This window comes from Bradyrhizobium manausense (assembly GCF_018129685.1).
GTDB lineage: Bacteria > Pseudomonadota > Alphaproteobacteria > Rhizobiales > Xanthobacteraceae > Bradyrhizobium > Bradyrhizobium manausense_D.
On the sequence record NZ_JAFCLG010000001.1, the window covers coordinates 107,103 to 121,452 of the forward strand.

A 14,350-nucleotide genomic window follows, 5' to 3' on the forward strand; every position below is an offset into this window, starting at 1 on the left:
ACCACCGGGGCTTTGGAAACAGGTCTTGGCAAGCAGCCGGTATACCAGAAAAGCGCGCCGCGTTGCGGCCGGGCTGGGCGGATCATACGCAAAGGACCGAGCGCTCAGATCGCTTCCTTGAGTTCCTTGACCGGACGGAACGCGACCTTCTTGCTGGCCTTGATGTGGATTGCCTCACCGGTGGCAGGATTACGGCCGGTGCGGGCCGCCCGCTTGCGGACCTGGAGGATGCCTAGGCCGACGATGCGGACTCGGTCGCCTTTTTTGAGGTGCTTGGCGATCAAATCGACCATGTCGGTCAGGACGGCCTCGGCGTGCTTCTTCGAGAGGTCCTGGCTTTCGGCGATGTCGGCCGCCAGATGCTTGAGCGTGATCGTGGCTGGCGCCGCTGCCTTCTTCGCCGAATCCTTCTTAGCCATGTCCTGGCCTCCTCGGGTGTCGTGCGGAGCCTGCCGGCTCCCAAACTGCCAAGTTCCCGCAGGCGTAGACGATTCGGGATGCGACTGACTATGCCGCCATCCCGGAAGCTGGATTTTCGCTGGATTTCTCAGACAAATCCTCGCGTTCCGCGGGTCCCGGGGAAGCGGAACGAGCGAGCTGCGGCGCGATGCCGTCAACCGGGCTGAGGATATTCACTTAAGTTTTTGAAGATATTGCCAAAAATGGCGCGAGAGACGGGGCTCGAACCCGCGACCTCCGGCGTGACAGGCCGGCGCTCTAACCAACTGAGCTACTCCCGCGTGACGCGTCTATGTCCGCGCGGAACGAGGGGGGACTTAAAGGGGGGACATGGTGAAGTCAAGGACGTTGCGTTCACGGGGCTAAACCTGGTGCGGAGCAGGGCGGGACCGTATCGCTACGGCCAGGACCGCTGCCAGCGGGCTTCGAATCAATCAATGGTGTTACAAGCTCCACAGGCAAATTCTCGGGGGGACATCAGGCTTGACTGTCGGCTCGCGCGCCTTCCAGAACGCAAGGCTCCAGAAGAAATTCAAGAAGGAGGCGGATGCCGCGCTGGCTGCGGCCCATCAGGCCTATGCCAAGGGACGGCTCGCCGACGTCGAGGCGCTGTGCCGGCGAATCCTCGAGGTGCTTCCCGATCATTTTGACACGTTGCATCTGTTCGGGGTCTGCCTCAGCGCCGATCCGAAGCGGCTGGGGGAGGCCGAACAGGTCCTGCGCGCCGCAATCGCGATCAGTCCACGCGCGGCCAACGTCTATTGCGACCTCGGCACCGTGCTGTTCGACCTGAAGCGATTTGAGGAGGCGCGCGCCTGTCAGGAGAAGGGGATCGCGCTCAATCCGAACTTTCCGATGGCCCTGACCAACCTCGGCAATACACTGATGCATCTGGCGCTGCCGCTGGAGGCGATCGAGCTGCACGACCGGGCCATCCGGTTGAAGCCCGACTACGCCGATGCATTTTGCAATCGCGGCATGGCCGAGCTGCGAATCTGGCGCTCCGAGCAAGCCCTGCAGAGCTTCGAGCGCGCTTTGGCATTTCAGCCGAACCATCCGGAGGCCCTGGCCGGCCGCGGCATGGCCCTGCTGGAGTTGCGCCACTACGCAGCTGCCGAAACCGCGCTGAACACCGCCCTGGCGATAAAGCCCAACAACGCCAAGGTGCTGGCACATCGGGGGCGGCTCCATCTGCGGCTGCTGCGCCTCGAGCAGTCCGAGCGCGACCTCGAGGCCGCGCTCGGGCTTGATCCCAATCTCGAGATGGCGCTGCGCGAAAAGGCGCGTGTCTGTCTCCTGCTGAACAAGCCGACCCAGGCGATGGCGGCCTGCAAAAGGCTGCTCGAGCAGAATCCCAAATCGGAGGCCGCGATCAGCGTGATGGGATCGTGCTTCGCAAGCTTCGGAGACATCGCGACGGCGATCGAACATTTCGATCGGGCACTGGAGCTTAAGCCCGATTTCGAGGATGCGATCCACAGAAAGATCTTTGCGCTCGATTTCCTGCCCGAAGCGGACTTCGCGATGCTGCAGGCCGTGCGCAAATACTGGTGGGACAATATCGGCAGCAGGATTCCGCAAAGGACGCTTCGGCCGCGTGATCTCGATCCCGACAGGCGTCTGGTGGTGGGGTACGTCTCCGCCGATTTCAGGCGCCACTCGGCCGGCTTCATCTTCATGCCGGTGCTGCGTCATAGCGATCATGCCAATTTCGAGATCGTCTGCTATTCGTCATCGCCGCTTCAGGATGAGATCACCGACGAATTCCGCGCGCTCGCGGACCGCTGGGTCGATGCGGTTGCGCTGACCGATGATCAATTGACTGAACGTATCGAGGCCGACGGGATCGACATCCTGGTCGACCTTTCCGGACACTCCGCCGGCGCTCGCCTCGGCATGTTCTCGCGCAAGCCCGCGCCGATCCAGATCTCGGCCTGGGGCGCGCCGACCGGCACGGGCCTGAAGACCATCGACTATATCTTCGCGGACCCGGTCGCGATTCCGGAGGCAGCGCGGCCTGAGTTCGCCGAGAAGATCCACGACCTGCCGTGCATGCTGACGATGTCGGAGCCGCCACCGGGCTTGTACCGGCCGGACCTGCCGATGCTGCGCAATGGCTACGTCACCTTCGGCTCCTTCAACCGGGTCGACAAGATCTCCAACGAGGTCCTGCCGGTGTGGTCGCGGCTGCTGCGAGAGTTGCCAGGATCGAAGCTCGTCATCAAGCACACCAGCCTCGACGATGCCGGCCTTCGCGACAGCCTGGTGGCCCGTTTCGTCGAACATGGCGTCGGCCCCGATCACGTGGTCTGCCTGGGGGCGAGTATCCGTGAGGAGCATCTTGCCGAATTCGCCCGGATCGACATCTCGCTCGATCCGTTCCCGCAGAACGGCGGCGCCGGCACCTGGGAATCCCTCCATATGGGTGTGCCTGTCCTCGCCAAGCTCGGCCAGACGACGTCGGGGCGGGCGGCTGGCAGCATCCTCAAGGCGGTCGGGCTGGACGACTGGGTCGTCGAGGACGACGAAGCCTACATCGCGGTCGCCAAGCGGTTTGCCGGGGACCCGGCCGCCCTGGCCGGGTTGCGACAGCAATTGCCGGCCCTGATCGCGGCTTCTGCGGCGGGCAATGGCGCGACCTACACACGCCATGTGGAAGCAGCCTACCGCCAGTTCTGGCGCGACTATTGCGCGGCGCAGGCCCATTGATTCAAGGGCTTGGCCTGAAATGTTGAGGCTATGCCAAAACAGCAAAAGGCCGCCACAGGCGGCCGTTGCATCTCAAATCGGACCTTTTTCCCGCAATTAACGGATCGTCGAGGTGCCCGAGCTCGTGATCGCCACCGGCTTGCCGGCCTTGATCACGTGGGTGGACTGGGCGGTCTGGCTGAAATCGGCATTGGTGCGGGCTGCGATCCCAAAGGCGGCGACTGCAATGCCGGCCACCAGCGCCACCACCACAATCTTCAGGTGGGTACCCCGATCTGCAGAGTGAATTGAGTGGTTCATCGAAGCCTCCCGACGGGCTTTGGCGCCGTCTGTAGGCTGATGTCTTAAGGGCCATCTGTTTCCGGATCGTTTCGCGGGTTCCGCAAAATGGTTTCATCTGGCGATTTCGCCTGATCGCGTTGAGCGGTCTTACCTGCCGCGTAATCGCGGCGCCGATCCCCCCTTGTGATGATCATGTCCATCGGCCGCGACCGATGGGCCGATTGACCGGCAAGGAGAAACACCATGAACCGTCGAACCGTCCTCGAAGCCACATTGCTAGGAACCGCCTTTGCGGCGGCGTCGGGCGCCAGTGCGCCAGTGGCAGCGGCCCAGCAGACAGCACGATCGCCTTATGTGACCGCAAAAGACGGCACCAGGCTGTTCGTGCAGGACTGGGGCAGCGGCAAGCCAGTCGTGCTGCTGACGGCCTGGACCTTCGACGGCAGCACCTGGGGCAGCCAGATTGCGGCGCTCAACGAAGAAGGCTTCCGCTGTGTTGCACCCGACCGGCGCGGGCATGGACGGTCGGAGATGCCGTCCGCCGGTTATGATCTGGAGACCCTGACCGACGATGTCGCCGCGGTGATCGAAGCGCGCGACCTGCGCGACGTCACGCTGGTCGGCTTTTCGATGGGGTCCGTCGAGGCGGTGAACTATCTCGGTCGATACGGATCGGACCGGATTGCAAGGCTGGTCCTGGTCGCACCGACGACGCCGTTCCTGGTCAAGACCGAGGACAATCCCGATGCGGTTCCGAAGGCGATGATCGAGGCTGACAACGCGGCGGTCGGGCGCGACTTCGCCAAATGGATCGCGGCGAATGAAGCGCCGTTCTTTCTCCCCGAGACGCCGGAGATCACGCGGGCCTGGATCCGCGAGATGATGCTGAGCGTGCCTTTGCCGGTGGCGCTGGCCTGCCGCAAGACCATCGGTTTCTCGGATCTCCGTGCGGCGGCGGCCCGGATCGATCGCCCGACGCTGATCGTCCACGGCGACAAGGATGCCAGCGCGCCGCTGCCACTGACTGGTGCCAAGACCGCAAAGCTGATCAAGGGCAGCAAGCTCGTTGTCTACGAGGGCGGACCGCATCCGTTGCCGCTGACGCATGGCGAGCGGCTGGTCGCGGACATGCTCGCCTTCATGGCGGCGTGAGCGGGCTCAACTCGCCCTGACGATATCGGCGCGGATGGTCCGCGCCGCCCAGATGAACAGCAAGGCGCCGAGCGTGGTCGTGATCGCGGCCGAGAGCAGGGAATAGCGCACGGCGTCCGCGCCATAGCTGCCCTTCAGTGCATCGTTGACCACGCCCACGGCGAGGGGACCCACGCCCTGGCCGAAGCAGGTCGCGGTGAGTGCGATCAGGGCGGAGGCCAGAGCCCGCATGCTGGGCCTGGCGACCGTCTGCGCGATCGCAAAGATCGGCCCGAGATGGAAGCCGACCAGGAACGAGGTCAGCGCCAGCATGGTGACCATCATCGCAAAGTCCTGCGTCAGCATGCAGACAGCAAAGACGGGGCCGGCGAGGCCTGAGGTGATCGCCGGCGCCCACAGCTTCCAGCGGTCGTCGCGACGGCTCACCTGCGCCACCACGAAGCCGCCGAGCAGGGTCCCGGCCATGCCGGCGAGACCCTTGAACGTGCCGGCATAGGTGCCGATCTCGGCGCTCGACAGATGATGCACGCGCGCGAGAAAAGGCGGAATCCAGGCGGCGGTGGCATAGTTCGTGTAGGTGGTGAGGCAGAAGCCGACCAGCACGATGATGAAGCTTTGCTGCGAGGCGAGGAAGCGCAGCGTCGGTCCGAGCGGCTCGGGCACGAAGGTCTCCTGCATGGCGCCGCGCTTCGGCTCGGAGATCGTCAGCCACAGGATCAGCGCGAGCATGATGCCGGGCACGCCTGCGACATAGAAGGCCATGCGCCAGCCATAGTGCTGGTTGATGGTGCCGCCGACGAAATAGCCGAGGAATACGCCGAGATAGGTGCCGATGGCGTAGATGCCGAGCGCGCGCGGGCGTTCGTTCTTGGCAAAGAGATCGGCGACGATCGACTGCGAGGCCGGCGAGCCCGCGGACTCGCCGATGCCGACGCCGATCCTTGCAAACGCCAGCGCGGTGACGCTGGAAGCCATGCCGCACAGCGCGGTCATTGCGCTCCAGAACGCAAACGCCAGCGCCACGATGTTGCGGCGGTTGAGCCGGTCGGCGACGCGCGCGATCGGAATGCCGAGCAGTGAATAGAACAGCGCAAAGCCGAAGCCCGCGAGCAGGCCCATCATCGTGTCGCTGAGCTGGAACTCCTTCTTGATCGGCTCGATCAGGACGTTGAAGATCGTGCGGTCGAGGAAGTTCAGCGCGTAGATGATCGTGAGCAGGCCCAGCACGTAATAGCGCCGCGCCGTGGGTTCCCGCGCGGCGGTCGTTTGCACCGACATTTGTGACGTCATATCGACCACCGCTCCCCCCAATTTGTCTTTGTTGTTATCGTTGGGCCAGCCTTCGTTCAGGCTGTCAGCCTTCGCGGATGTAATTCCCCGCTTCGAATTCGACCTGCGGCGCACTGGCGTCGAAGGACACGCCGATTGGATCGCGACCCGCTTCCATCGCCTCGAGCTGCTCGGTCAGCATGCGGCGGATCATCAGGATGCCCCGGTCGCTCTGGCCAAAGTGCTCCTCCGAATGAACAGTCACCGGGCCCTGGCCAACCTGGGCTTCATAGTCGCCGGGATATTGCTGGTGCTCGGCTTCCGTCATGTCCCACCAGAACTTGCCGTTGAACTTCGAGCGCATGCGGCCGATGTCGCCGGAATTTTTGACGCGGCCGGCAACGTAAATGCGGAAAGACGTATCGTCGATCGGCAGCGTCCAGCCGATTGACTCGACGCGGGCGAACTGCGCCACGCGCGGATTGGGCACGACGCGCAGCGTGGGGAGCGCGGCCTCGGTGACGCGATAAAACACCCGGCCGTCGTCCTGCTTGCGGATCGAGCGCACGGCGATGCCGCGCGGTGTCTTGTCGAACGTCACCTCGGGCATCGAGGCCATCATGTTGGTGAATTGCGGGCCTGAGAACGAGCCGTGCAGCACCGGCACGTGATAGGGATCGACCACGTTTTCGAAATGCTGCAGCCAGTTGCAGGGAATGACCGCGGGCCCGCCGCCGCCGATCGATGAATCGTCCGCCTCGACGAATTCGCCGTCATCCATGTTTTCGAGGCACTCGTAAGCCGGCAGCACCGGGCGTTTCTCGGCCGGACCCATATAGGCGAAGATCAACCCATAGCGCTCCTCGACCGGATACCAGGGCTGACGCAGCTTGTCCTTGAACTGGCCGCCGTCCGGCTCGCAGGGCTGCTCCAGGCAATGGCCCTCTGTGTCGAACTTCCAGCCGTGGTAGCAGCAGCGGATGCCGTCTTCCTCGACTTTTCCATAATAGAGCGTGGTGCCGCGATGGCAGCAGCGGGCGTGGAGCAGGCCGACGCGGCCGTTCCTGTCACGGAACAAGACCAGATCCTCGGCCAACGCGCGCACCTTCTTCGGCGTATCGGTGGCATCGCTGCTGAGCCCGACGGGGTGCCAATAGCGGCGCAGCAATTCGCCCATTGGCGTGCCGCGCACGACCGAGGTGAGCTCGGTGCGGGTGTGCGCCGGCTTCATTGCATAGGCCGTGCCGAGATCGCGATCCCGCTGGGTCATCGTCATGCTTGTTCCTCCCGCCTCAGGCCTTGTTGGCTGGGTCGATTTTGATCCGTTGACCCAGTGAAAAATAATTCGATGACAATGTCAACGATCTTTCCTGAGGGCCCCTTCGTCGCATTCGGAACGGGTGGGGGAGGTTGCGCTACCAACGCGCGACGAAGGCTTGGCACGTGTTGGCTTTCTTGGCAGAGGTGAGCCATGAGCCAGACATCGGGCAGGGATGGGCGCGAGGCGTCCGAAACGAACGACAATCTTTCACCGGCGCCGATCACCGCGATGCTGTCGTCCCGGCTGATGGTGCTGGCCAATTTGCTCAAGCGCGGTGCCATCCTGCGCTACAAGCGTCTCGCCGGATTGTCTTCGGTCGAGTTCGGTCTGGTCGCCTCGCTCGGCCGGCGGCCACCGATGAGCGTGGCGCGTCTCGCCGAGGCCGTCGGTCAGGACAAGGGCCAGATCAGCCGTGCGCTCGCAGAGCTGGTCTCGCGCAAGCTGATTGCGAAGTCGGCAAATCCGAAGGACAGCCGCGAGGTGCTGGTGTCGCTGACACAGGCGGGCCTCGCCGCGCATGACGCGATCGTCGAAGGCGCACAGGAACGCAACCGGATGCTGCTCGCGCAATTGAGCCATGACGAGCTCGACACGTTGCTCAAGCAGATCGAGCGTCTCACCGCGACGGCGGAAGCGATGCTCGAAGCCGAGAAGGTCTCGCGCTGATCCGTCCGGCATGACCTCTCGTGGCCTCGTCGGCGCGGCGACGACAGAAGCAGGGCGCCCATCCGTCCCGGCACATTGGCCAGGTTCCGTCATGATGCAGGGCTCCCTGACCGCGCGCGCCTGTGGATACATCTCCTTGCTGCACTTGACCCGTTGTTCGCGGTAGCAACCATTTTCGGTCTGCTGGCTGCGCTGCTCTGGAAAGGAAGCGGCCAGTATGTCGGCTGGGTGACGGTCGGGGGGCCGGTTGCGGGTCGCCGGCTGGGCTCGGGTGCGTTGCCGTTCGGAAAAAATCGGGCGATTTTCGTCGATGATCCCAGGCAAAAAGCTGTTACAGCAGGTGCGCCGCGATCTCAGAACGGCTGCTCTGCAATATTGTGGCCGCCCTTGTCGCGTCAGGCGATCTGCTTCATACCAGCCGCGGGGTGATTCCGGCATTTCCACCGGTCTGGGAGCAGCAAAGGGCCTAAAAAGAGCGTGTCTTGCGCCCATTGGTGCACTGCGCTAAGGCTCAGAATAATTCCAAATCGGACGAATCCGTGGCTGTCCCGAGGCTGCGGGAAAAAGGGCTCGTCAATGAGCGGCATTCTACAGAACTATCTTCCACTCGTGGTCTTCATAGGGGTCGCTGCCATCATCGGCCTGGTGCTGCTGATTGCGCCCTTCATCGTGGCTTTCCAGCAGCCGGACCCGGAAAAGCTGTCGGCGTATGAGTGCGGTTTCAACGCCTTCGACGACGCCCGCATGAAATTCGACGTCCGCTTCTATCTGGTCGCCATCCTCTTCATCATCTTCGACCTCGAGGTGGCGTTCCTGTTTCCCTGGGCAGTGGCATTCGGAAAGCTGGGCGCGACCGGCTTCTGGTCCATGCTGGTGTTCCTCGCCGTGCTGACGGTGGGCTTCGCCTATGAATGGAAGAAAGGCGCACTCGAATGGGATTGAACCCTGCACCATCAACTGGTCCGGTGATCGCGCCGGCCCCCAAGGGCATCCTGGATCCGTCGACCGGCCGTCCGGTCGGGGCCAATGATCCGTTCTTCCTCGAGGTCAATTCCGAGCTGTCCGACAAGGGCTTCTTCACGGCCGCGACCGACGACCTCATCACCTGGGCCCGTACCGGCTCTTTGATGTGGATGACCTTCGGTCTGGCCTGCTGCGCGGTCGAGATGATGCAGGTGTCGATGCCGCGCTACGACGTCGAGCGCTTCGGTTTTGCCCCGCGCGCCTCGCCGCGCCAATCCGACGTGATGATCGTCGCCGGCACGCTGACCAACAAGATGGCGCCGGCGCTGCGCAAGGTCTACGACCAGATGCCCGAGCCGCGCTACGTCATCTCGATGGGCTCCTGCGCCAATGGCGGCGGCTATTATCACTATTCCTACTCGGTCGTGCGCGGCTGCGACCGCATCGTGCCGATCGACATCTACGTGCCGGGCTGTCCGCCCACGGCGGAAGCGCTGCTCTACGGCGTGCTGCTGCTGCAGAAGAAGATCCGCCGCACCGGCACCATCGAACGCTAAGGTTTTACGTCATGGACGACGCCAAGCTCGACGCCCTGGGGCAGACGATCGTGAGCGCGCTTCCGGGCGCGGCGACAGGTCATCAGGTGGCCTTCAACCAGCTGACGGTTGATGTCGAGGCCAGCAAGATCGTCGAGGTGGTCAAGTACCTCCGCGACGATCCGAACTGCCGCTTCGTCAGCTTCACCGACATTACGGCGGCCGACTATCCGTCGCGCGAGAAGCGCTTCGACGTGATCTATCACTTCCTGTCACCGACCCTGAACACCCGCATCCGTCTCAAGGCCCAGGCCGACGAGACCACGCAGGTACCGTCGCTGATCGAGGTGTTCCCCGGCGCCGACTGGTTCGAGCGCGAGGCCTACGACCTCTATGGCGTGTTCTTCGTCGGTCACCCCGACATGCGCCGCATCCTCACCGATTACGGTTTCGAGGGGCATCCGCTGCGCAAGGACTTCCCGCTGACCGGTTTCCTCGAGGTCCGTTACGACGACCAGGAGAAGCGCGTGGTGTACGAGCCGGTCCGGCTCAACCAGGAATTCCGCAAGTTCGACTTTTTGTCTCCGTGGGAGGGCGCCGATTATCCGGTTCTTCCGGGCGATGAGAAAGCAGGGCCGAAGGTCTGATCATGAACGAACAACCGGAACAGCTTCGCAATTTTACGATCAACTTTGGACCCCAGCATCCGGCGGCGCACGGCGTGTTGCGTCTGGTGCTGGAGCTTGACGGCGAAGTCGTCGCCCGCGTCGATCCGCATATCGGCCTGCTTCACCGCGGCACCGAGAAGCTGATCGAGCAGAAGACCTATCTGCAGGCGATCCCTTATTTCGACCGGCTCGACTACGTCGCGCCGATGAACCAGGAGCATGCCTTCTGCCTCGCCGCCGAAAAGCTGCTCGGCATCGAGGTGCCGCGCCGCGGCCAGCTGATCCGCGTGCTCTATTGCGAGATCGGCCGCATCTTGTCGCACCTTCTCAACGTCACCACGCAGGCGATGGACGTCGGCGCGCTGACCCCGCCGCTGTGGGGCTTCGAGGAGCGCGAAAAGCTGATGGTGTTCTACGAGCGCGCCTCGGGCAGCCGTATGCATGCAGCGTTCTTCCGCGTCGGCGGCGTGCATCAGGACCTGCCGCAGAAGCTGGTCGACGACATCGAGGCCTGGTGCGATCCGTTCCTGAAGGTCGTGGACGATCTCGACCGCCTGCTCACCGCCAACCGCATCTTCAAGCAGCGCAACGTCGACATCGGGGTGGTGCCGCTGAAGGAAGCCTGGGCGTGGGGCTTCTCGGGCGTGATGGTGCGAGGATCGGGCGCCGCCTGGGACCTGCGCAAATCGCAGCCTTACGAATGCTATGCCGAGATGGATTTCGACATTCCGATCGGCAAGAACGGCGACTGCTACGATCGCTACCTGATCCGCATGGAAGAGATGCGCCAGTCCGTGCGCATCATGAAACAGTGCATCCAGAAGCTGAACGCGGCTGACGGCAAGGGCCCCGTCGTCGTCGAAGACAACAAGGTCGCACCGCCCCGTCGTGGCGAGATGAAGCGCTCGATGGAAGCGCTGATCCACCACTTCAAGCTCTACACCGAAGGCGTTCACGTGCCGGAAGGCGAGGTCTACGCTGCGGTCGAGGCGCCCAAGGGCGAGTTCGGCGTCTATCTCGTCGCTGACGGCACCAACAAGCCCTACAAGTGCAAGATCCGCGCGCCCGGCTTTGCGCATCTTCAGGCGATGGACCACATCTGCCGCGGCCATCTGCTCGCCGACGTCTCGGCCATTCTCGGCTCGCTCGACATCGTGTTCGGAGAGGTCGATCGGTGATGGCGCAGGCGCCCATCCAGTTCGACCGTGCCTCGGGGGCCCTTGAAGGGGCCAACCTGTGGGAGCGGACGGCTGCCTTGGCGCTGGTGACGGGCGCGAAGGTCTCGTCGCACTTCTCGCACATGGGCTACATTGCCTGCGCGAACCTGCTGCGCAAAACGCTCCCGGAGCGCAACATCGCGATCAGGCTCAATCCCGATGCGGTGTTCGAATTCCCTTACGGCGACGGATACTGGAGCAAGCTGCTCGACCGCTCTTATTGCTACGAAGACGAGCTCGAGCTGCTGTTCGCCGACTCCATCGACGTCGACTACACCTTGCTCGATTGCGGCGCCAACTACGGCTACTGGTCGGTGCTGGTGTCGAGCAAGCCGTTCGGCGCACACAAGTCGATTGCGATCGAGCCGTCGGGCCAGAACTATCCGAAGCTTGCCAATAACGCCCGCGTCAACGGCAACCGCTTCGAGACCATGAAATGCGCGATCGGCGCCACCCGCGGCACCGCGCGGCTGTCCGGTACCAAGCACGAGGCCTTCAGCATCGCCGGCGACGCGTCGGCGGGTGGGGAAGAGGTGCCCGTTCTCGCGCTGGATAATCTCATCGACGACGGCAAGATCGCCGCATCTGGCAAGTACCTGGTCAAGCTTGACGTCGAAGGCGTCGAGATCGAGGCGATCAAGGGCGGCGCGCGGCTGCTTCAGACCGACAGCGTCATCATGTGCGAGGAGCACGGCAGCGACCGCACGCATGCGGTGTCGCGCTACATCCTCGAACAGACCCCGATGAAGCTGATCGTGCTCGACCCGCGCACCAACCGGCTGGAGACCGTGACCGAGCTGTCGATCCTCGACCGCATCAAGGTCTCGACCCACGTCGGCTACAACGTTTTCGGCACCGCAAGCGCGTTCTGGCAGGACAGGATCAATGCCCTGAATGCCAAGAATCTGAACGCCAAGACCGCGCGCCGCATGCAGTGAGAGATAAGATATGTCCGTTCGCCGATTAGCACCGAAGGAAGTCCAGCCCGCGAGCTTCACGTTCACGGAGGAGAACCTCGCGTTCGCCAAGCAGCAGATCGCGAAATATCCGGCCGGACGCCAGGCCTCGGCCGTCATCGCGATCCTCTGGCGCGTGCAGGAGCAGCATGAGGGCTGGGTGTCGGAGGCCGCGATCCGCGCGGTCGCCGATCTGCTCGACATGCCCTATATCCGCGTGCTCGAGGTCGCAACCTTCTACACGATGTTCCAGCTCGCGCCGGTCGGCAAGAAGGCCCACGTCCAGGTCTGCGGCACCACGCCGTGCCGCCTGCGCGGCGCCGAAGATCTGATCCATGTCTGCGAGAGCCGGATCCATCACGATCCCTTCCATCTGTCCAAGGACGGCAATTTCAGCTGGGAAGAGGTGGAGTGCCTGGGCGCCTGCGTGAACGCGCCGATGGTGCTGATCGGCAAGGACACCTATGAGGACCTGACCGCTGAAAGCTTCGGCAAGGTGCTCGACGGCTTTGCCTCGGGCAATCCGCCCAAGCCCGGTCCGCAGAACGGCCGCCAGTTCTCCGCGCCGATGGGCGGGCCGACCACGCTGAAGGAGACCTCCTGATGGGTCTTCCGTCCGAAGCGAACCGGGGGAGCGAAGCCGTGAAGAAAATGGGCTTCATCGCCATGCACTCCGCGCTCGCCGCCACCTTCATCTTCCTGCTCCAGCGCTTCGTGATGAACGCGACGCAGGAATCCAGTCTGCTCTGGGCGCTGACCTTCGCTGTCTGCGCCGCCGGGCTTGCCTACAAGCAAGCCAACCGTTGATCGGAAAGCACTGACATGCTCGAGGACAAGGACCGCATCTTCAAGAACCTCTACGGCCTCCATGATTGGGGCCTCGAGGGCGCGCGGCGCCGCGGCGCCTGGGATGGTACGAAGACCATCATCGACAAGGGCCGCGACTGGATCATCAACGAGATGAAGGCGTCGGGCCTGCGCGGCCGCGGCGGCGCCGGCTTCCCGACCGGCCTGAAATGGTCCTTCATGCCGAAGGAATCCACCGACGGCCGTCCGAGCTATCTCGTCGTCAACGCCGACGAATCCGAGCCCGGCACGTGCAAGGATCGCGAGATCATGCGGCACGATCCGCATCTCTTGATCGAGGGCTGCCTGATCGCCAGCTGCGCGATGAACGCGCACACCTGCTACATCTATGTCCGCGGCGAGTTCATCCGGGAGCGCGAGCATCTTCAGGCCGCGATCGACCAGGCCTATGACGCCAAGCTCGTCGGCAAGGACAATGTCAACGGCTGGCCGTTCGACATCTACGTCGCGCACGGCGCCGGCGCCTATATCTGCGGTGAAGAGACCGCGCTGCTCGAAAGCCTCGAAGGCAAGAAGGGCCAGCCGCGCCTGAAGCCGCCGTTTCCGGCCAATGTCGGCCTGTTCGGCTGCCCGACCACCGTCAACAACGTCGAGTCCATTGCGGTGGCTCCCGACATTCTGCGCCGCGGCGCGGCCTGGTTCGCCGGCATCGGCCGTCCGAACAATGTCGGCACCAAGCTGTTCTGCATCTCCGGTCATGTCGAGCGGCCCTGCAACGTCGAAGAAGCCATGGGCATTCCGTTCCGTGAGCTGATCGAGAAGCATTGCGGCGGCATCCGTGGCGGCTGGGACAACCTCAAGGCCGTGATCCCCGGCGGCTCGTCGGTGCGCATGGTGCCGGCCGAGCAGATCATCGACACGCCGATGGATTTCGACAGCTTGAGCAAGCTGCGCTCGGGCCTCGGCACGGCAGCCGTGATCGTGATGGACAAGTCAACGGACCTGATCCGTTCGATCGCCCGCATCTCCTATTTCTACAAGCATGAGAGCTGCGGCCAGTGCACGCCGTGCCGCGAAGGCACGGGGTGGATGTGGCGGGTGCTCACCCGCATGGCCGAAGGTCGCGCGCATAAGCGCGAGATCGACATGCTGCTCGAGGTGACCAAGCAGGTCGAAGGCCACACCATCTGCGCGCTCGGCGACGCAGCTGCCTGGCCGATCCAGGGCCTGATCGCGCATTTCCGTCACGAGATCGAGGCGCGCATCGACCAATATTCGCACAAGGCCGACATCGACGATGCCGGTGTCCGCGATCCCGTGAACATGGTCGCGGCGGAGTAGGAAG

General features: G+C 63.6%; 15 protein-coding genes and 1 tRNA gene. 11 read left to right on the forward strand and 5 right to left on the reverse strand.

Features of this window, described 5'->3' with window-relative positions:
- Nucleotides 1-104 precede the first annotated feature (104 nt).
- Together JQ621_RS00575 and JQ621_RS00580 are read right to left on the reverse strand one after the other, a co-directional pair.
- Complete coding sequence (locus tag JQ621_RS00575) at nt 105-419, reverse strand: HU family DNA-binding protein (protein WP_212232491.1); 315 nt, start codon at nt 417-419, stop codon at nt 105-107.
- A 244-nt stretch (nt 420-663) separates the two neighbouring features.
- Nucleotides 664-740: transfer RNA gene (locus JQ621_RS00580), tRNA-Asp, on the reverse strand.
- Nucleotides 741-942: 202 nt separating this feature from the next.
- On the opposite strand from JQ621_RS00580, the gene JQ621_RS00585 reads away from it, so the two are divergent.
- A complete protein-coding gene (locus JQ621_RS00585) occupies nt 943-3,168 on the forward strand; it encodes an O-linked N-acetylglucosamine transferase family protein (protein WP_212232492.1) in 2,226 nt (741 codons plus the stop codon).
- A 96-nt stretch (nt 3,169-3,264) separates the two neighbouring features.
- Here the strand turns inward: JQ621_RS00585 and JQ621_RS00590 are convergent, their stop codons facing one another.
- Complete coding sequence (locus JQ621_RS00590; RefSeq protein ID WP_212232493.1) at nt 3,265-3,468, reverse strand: hypothetical protein; 204 nt, start codon at nt 3,466-3,468, stop codon at nt 3,265-3,267.
- 225 nt (nt 3,469-3,693) lie between these two features.
- Here JQ621_RS00590 and JQ621_RS00595 point away from each other — a divergent pair, with 225 nt between their 5' ends.
- Nucleotides 3,694-4,602 carry an alpha/beta fold hydrolase gene (locus JQ621_RS00595; protein ID WP_212232494.1) on the forward strand — a complete coding sequence of 303 codons (909 nt, stop codon included), beginning with the start codon at nt 3,694-3,696 and terminating at the stop codon, nt 4,600-4,602.
- Between the two features lie 6 nt (nt 4,603-4,608).
- Here the strand turns inward: JQ621_RS00595 and JQ621_RS00600 are convergent, their stop codons facing one another.
- Together JQ621_RS00600 and JQ621_RS00605 are read right to left on the reverse strand one after the other, a co-directional pair.
- Nucleotides 4,609-5,901, reverse strand: coding sequence for a spinster family MFS transporter (locus tag JQ621_RS00600; RefSeq protein WP_212232495.1), 1,293 nt, complete (start codon nt 5,899-5,901; stop codon nt 4,609-4,611).
- A 55-nt stretch (nt 5,902-5,956) separates the two neighbouring features.
- Nucleotides 5,957-7,147 carry an aromatic ring-hydroxylating dioxygenase subunit alpha gene (locus JQ621_RS00605; protein WP_212232496.1) on the reverse strand — a complete coding sequence of 397 codons (1,191 nt, stop codon included), beginning with the start codon at nt 7,145-7,147 and terminating at the stop codon, nt 5,957-5,959.
- A 195-nt stretch (nt 7,148-7,342) separates the two neighbouring features.
- On the opposite strand from JQ621_RS00605, the gene JQ621_RS00610 reads away from it, so the two are divergent.
- From JQ621_RS00610 to nuoF, 9 genes are all read left to right on the forward strand, one after another.
- Entirely contained in the window at nt 7,343-7,858 is a 516-nt protein-coding gene (locus tag JQ621_RS00610) for a MarR family winged helix-turn-helix transcriptional regulator (RefSeq protein WP_212232497.1), read from the forward strand.
- A gap of 576 nt (nt 7,859-8,434) precedes the next feature.
- On the forward strand, nt 8,435-8,800 hold the full coding sequence (locus tag JQ621_RS00615; protein ID WP_092290902.1) for an NADH-quinone oxidoreductase subunit A: 366 nt from the start codon (nt 8,435-8,437) through the stop codon (nt 8,798-8,800).
- Nucleotides 8,797-9,378: a NuoB/complex I 20 kDa subunit family protein gene (locus tag JQ621_RS00620; RefSeq protein ID WP_409334187.1), complete on the forward strand. Its 582-nt coding sequence runs from the start codon at nt 8,797-8,799 to the stop codon at nt 9,376-9,378. The genes JQ621_RS00615 and JQ621_RS00620 overlap by 4 nt, the downstream gene beginning before the upstream one ends.
- Nucleotides 9,379-9,389: 11 nt before the next feature.
- Entirely contained in the window at nt 9,390-10,004 is a 615-nt protein-coding gene (locus JQ621_RS00625; protein ID WP_212232499.1) for an NADH-quinone oxidoreductase subunit C, read from the forward strand.
- A gap of 2 nt (nt 10,005-10,006) precedes the next feature.
- Nucleotides 10,007-11,203, forward strand: a complete 1,197-nt coding sequence (locus JQ621_RS00630; protein WP_212232500.1) for an NADH-quinone oxidoreductase subunit D — start codon at nt 10,007-10,009, stop codon at nt 11,201-11,203.
- A complete protein-coding gene (locus JQ621_RS00635; protein WP_212232501.1) occupies nt 11,203-12,180 on the forward strand; it encodes an FkbM family methyltransferase in 978 nt (325 codons plus the stop codon). Before JQ621_RS00630 ends, JQ621_RS00635 begins: the two co-directional genes overlap by 1 nt.
- Nucleotides 12,181-12,190: 10 nt before the next feature.
- Nucleotides 12,191-12,802 carry an NADH-quinone oxidoreductase subunit NuoE gene (nuoE, locus tag JQ621_RS00640; protein WP_212232502.1) on the forward strand — a complete coding sequence of 204 codons (612 nt, stop codon included), beginning with the start codon at nt 12,191-12,193 and terminating at the stop codon, nt 12,800-12,802.
- Nucleotides 12,802-13,005 (forward strand): hypothetical protein, encoded by a 204-nt coding sequence (locus tag JQ621_RS00645; RefSeq protein ID WP_212232503.1) that lies wholly within the window; start codon nt 12,802-12,804, stop codon nt 13,003-13,005. The genes nuoE and JQ621_RS00645 overlap by 1 nt, the downstream gene beginning before the upstream one ends.
- A 15-nt stretch (nt 13,006-13,020) precedes the next feature.
- Entirely contained in the window at nt 13,021-14,346 is a 1,326-nt protein-coding gene (gene nuoF, locus JQ621_RS00650) for an NADH-quinone oxidoreductase subunit NuoF (protein ID WP_212232504.1), read from the forward strand.
- The last annotated feature ends 4 nt before the right edge of the window (nt 14,347-14,350 follow it).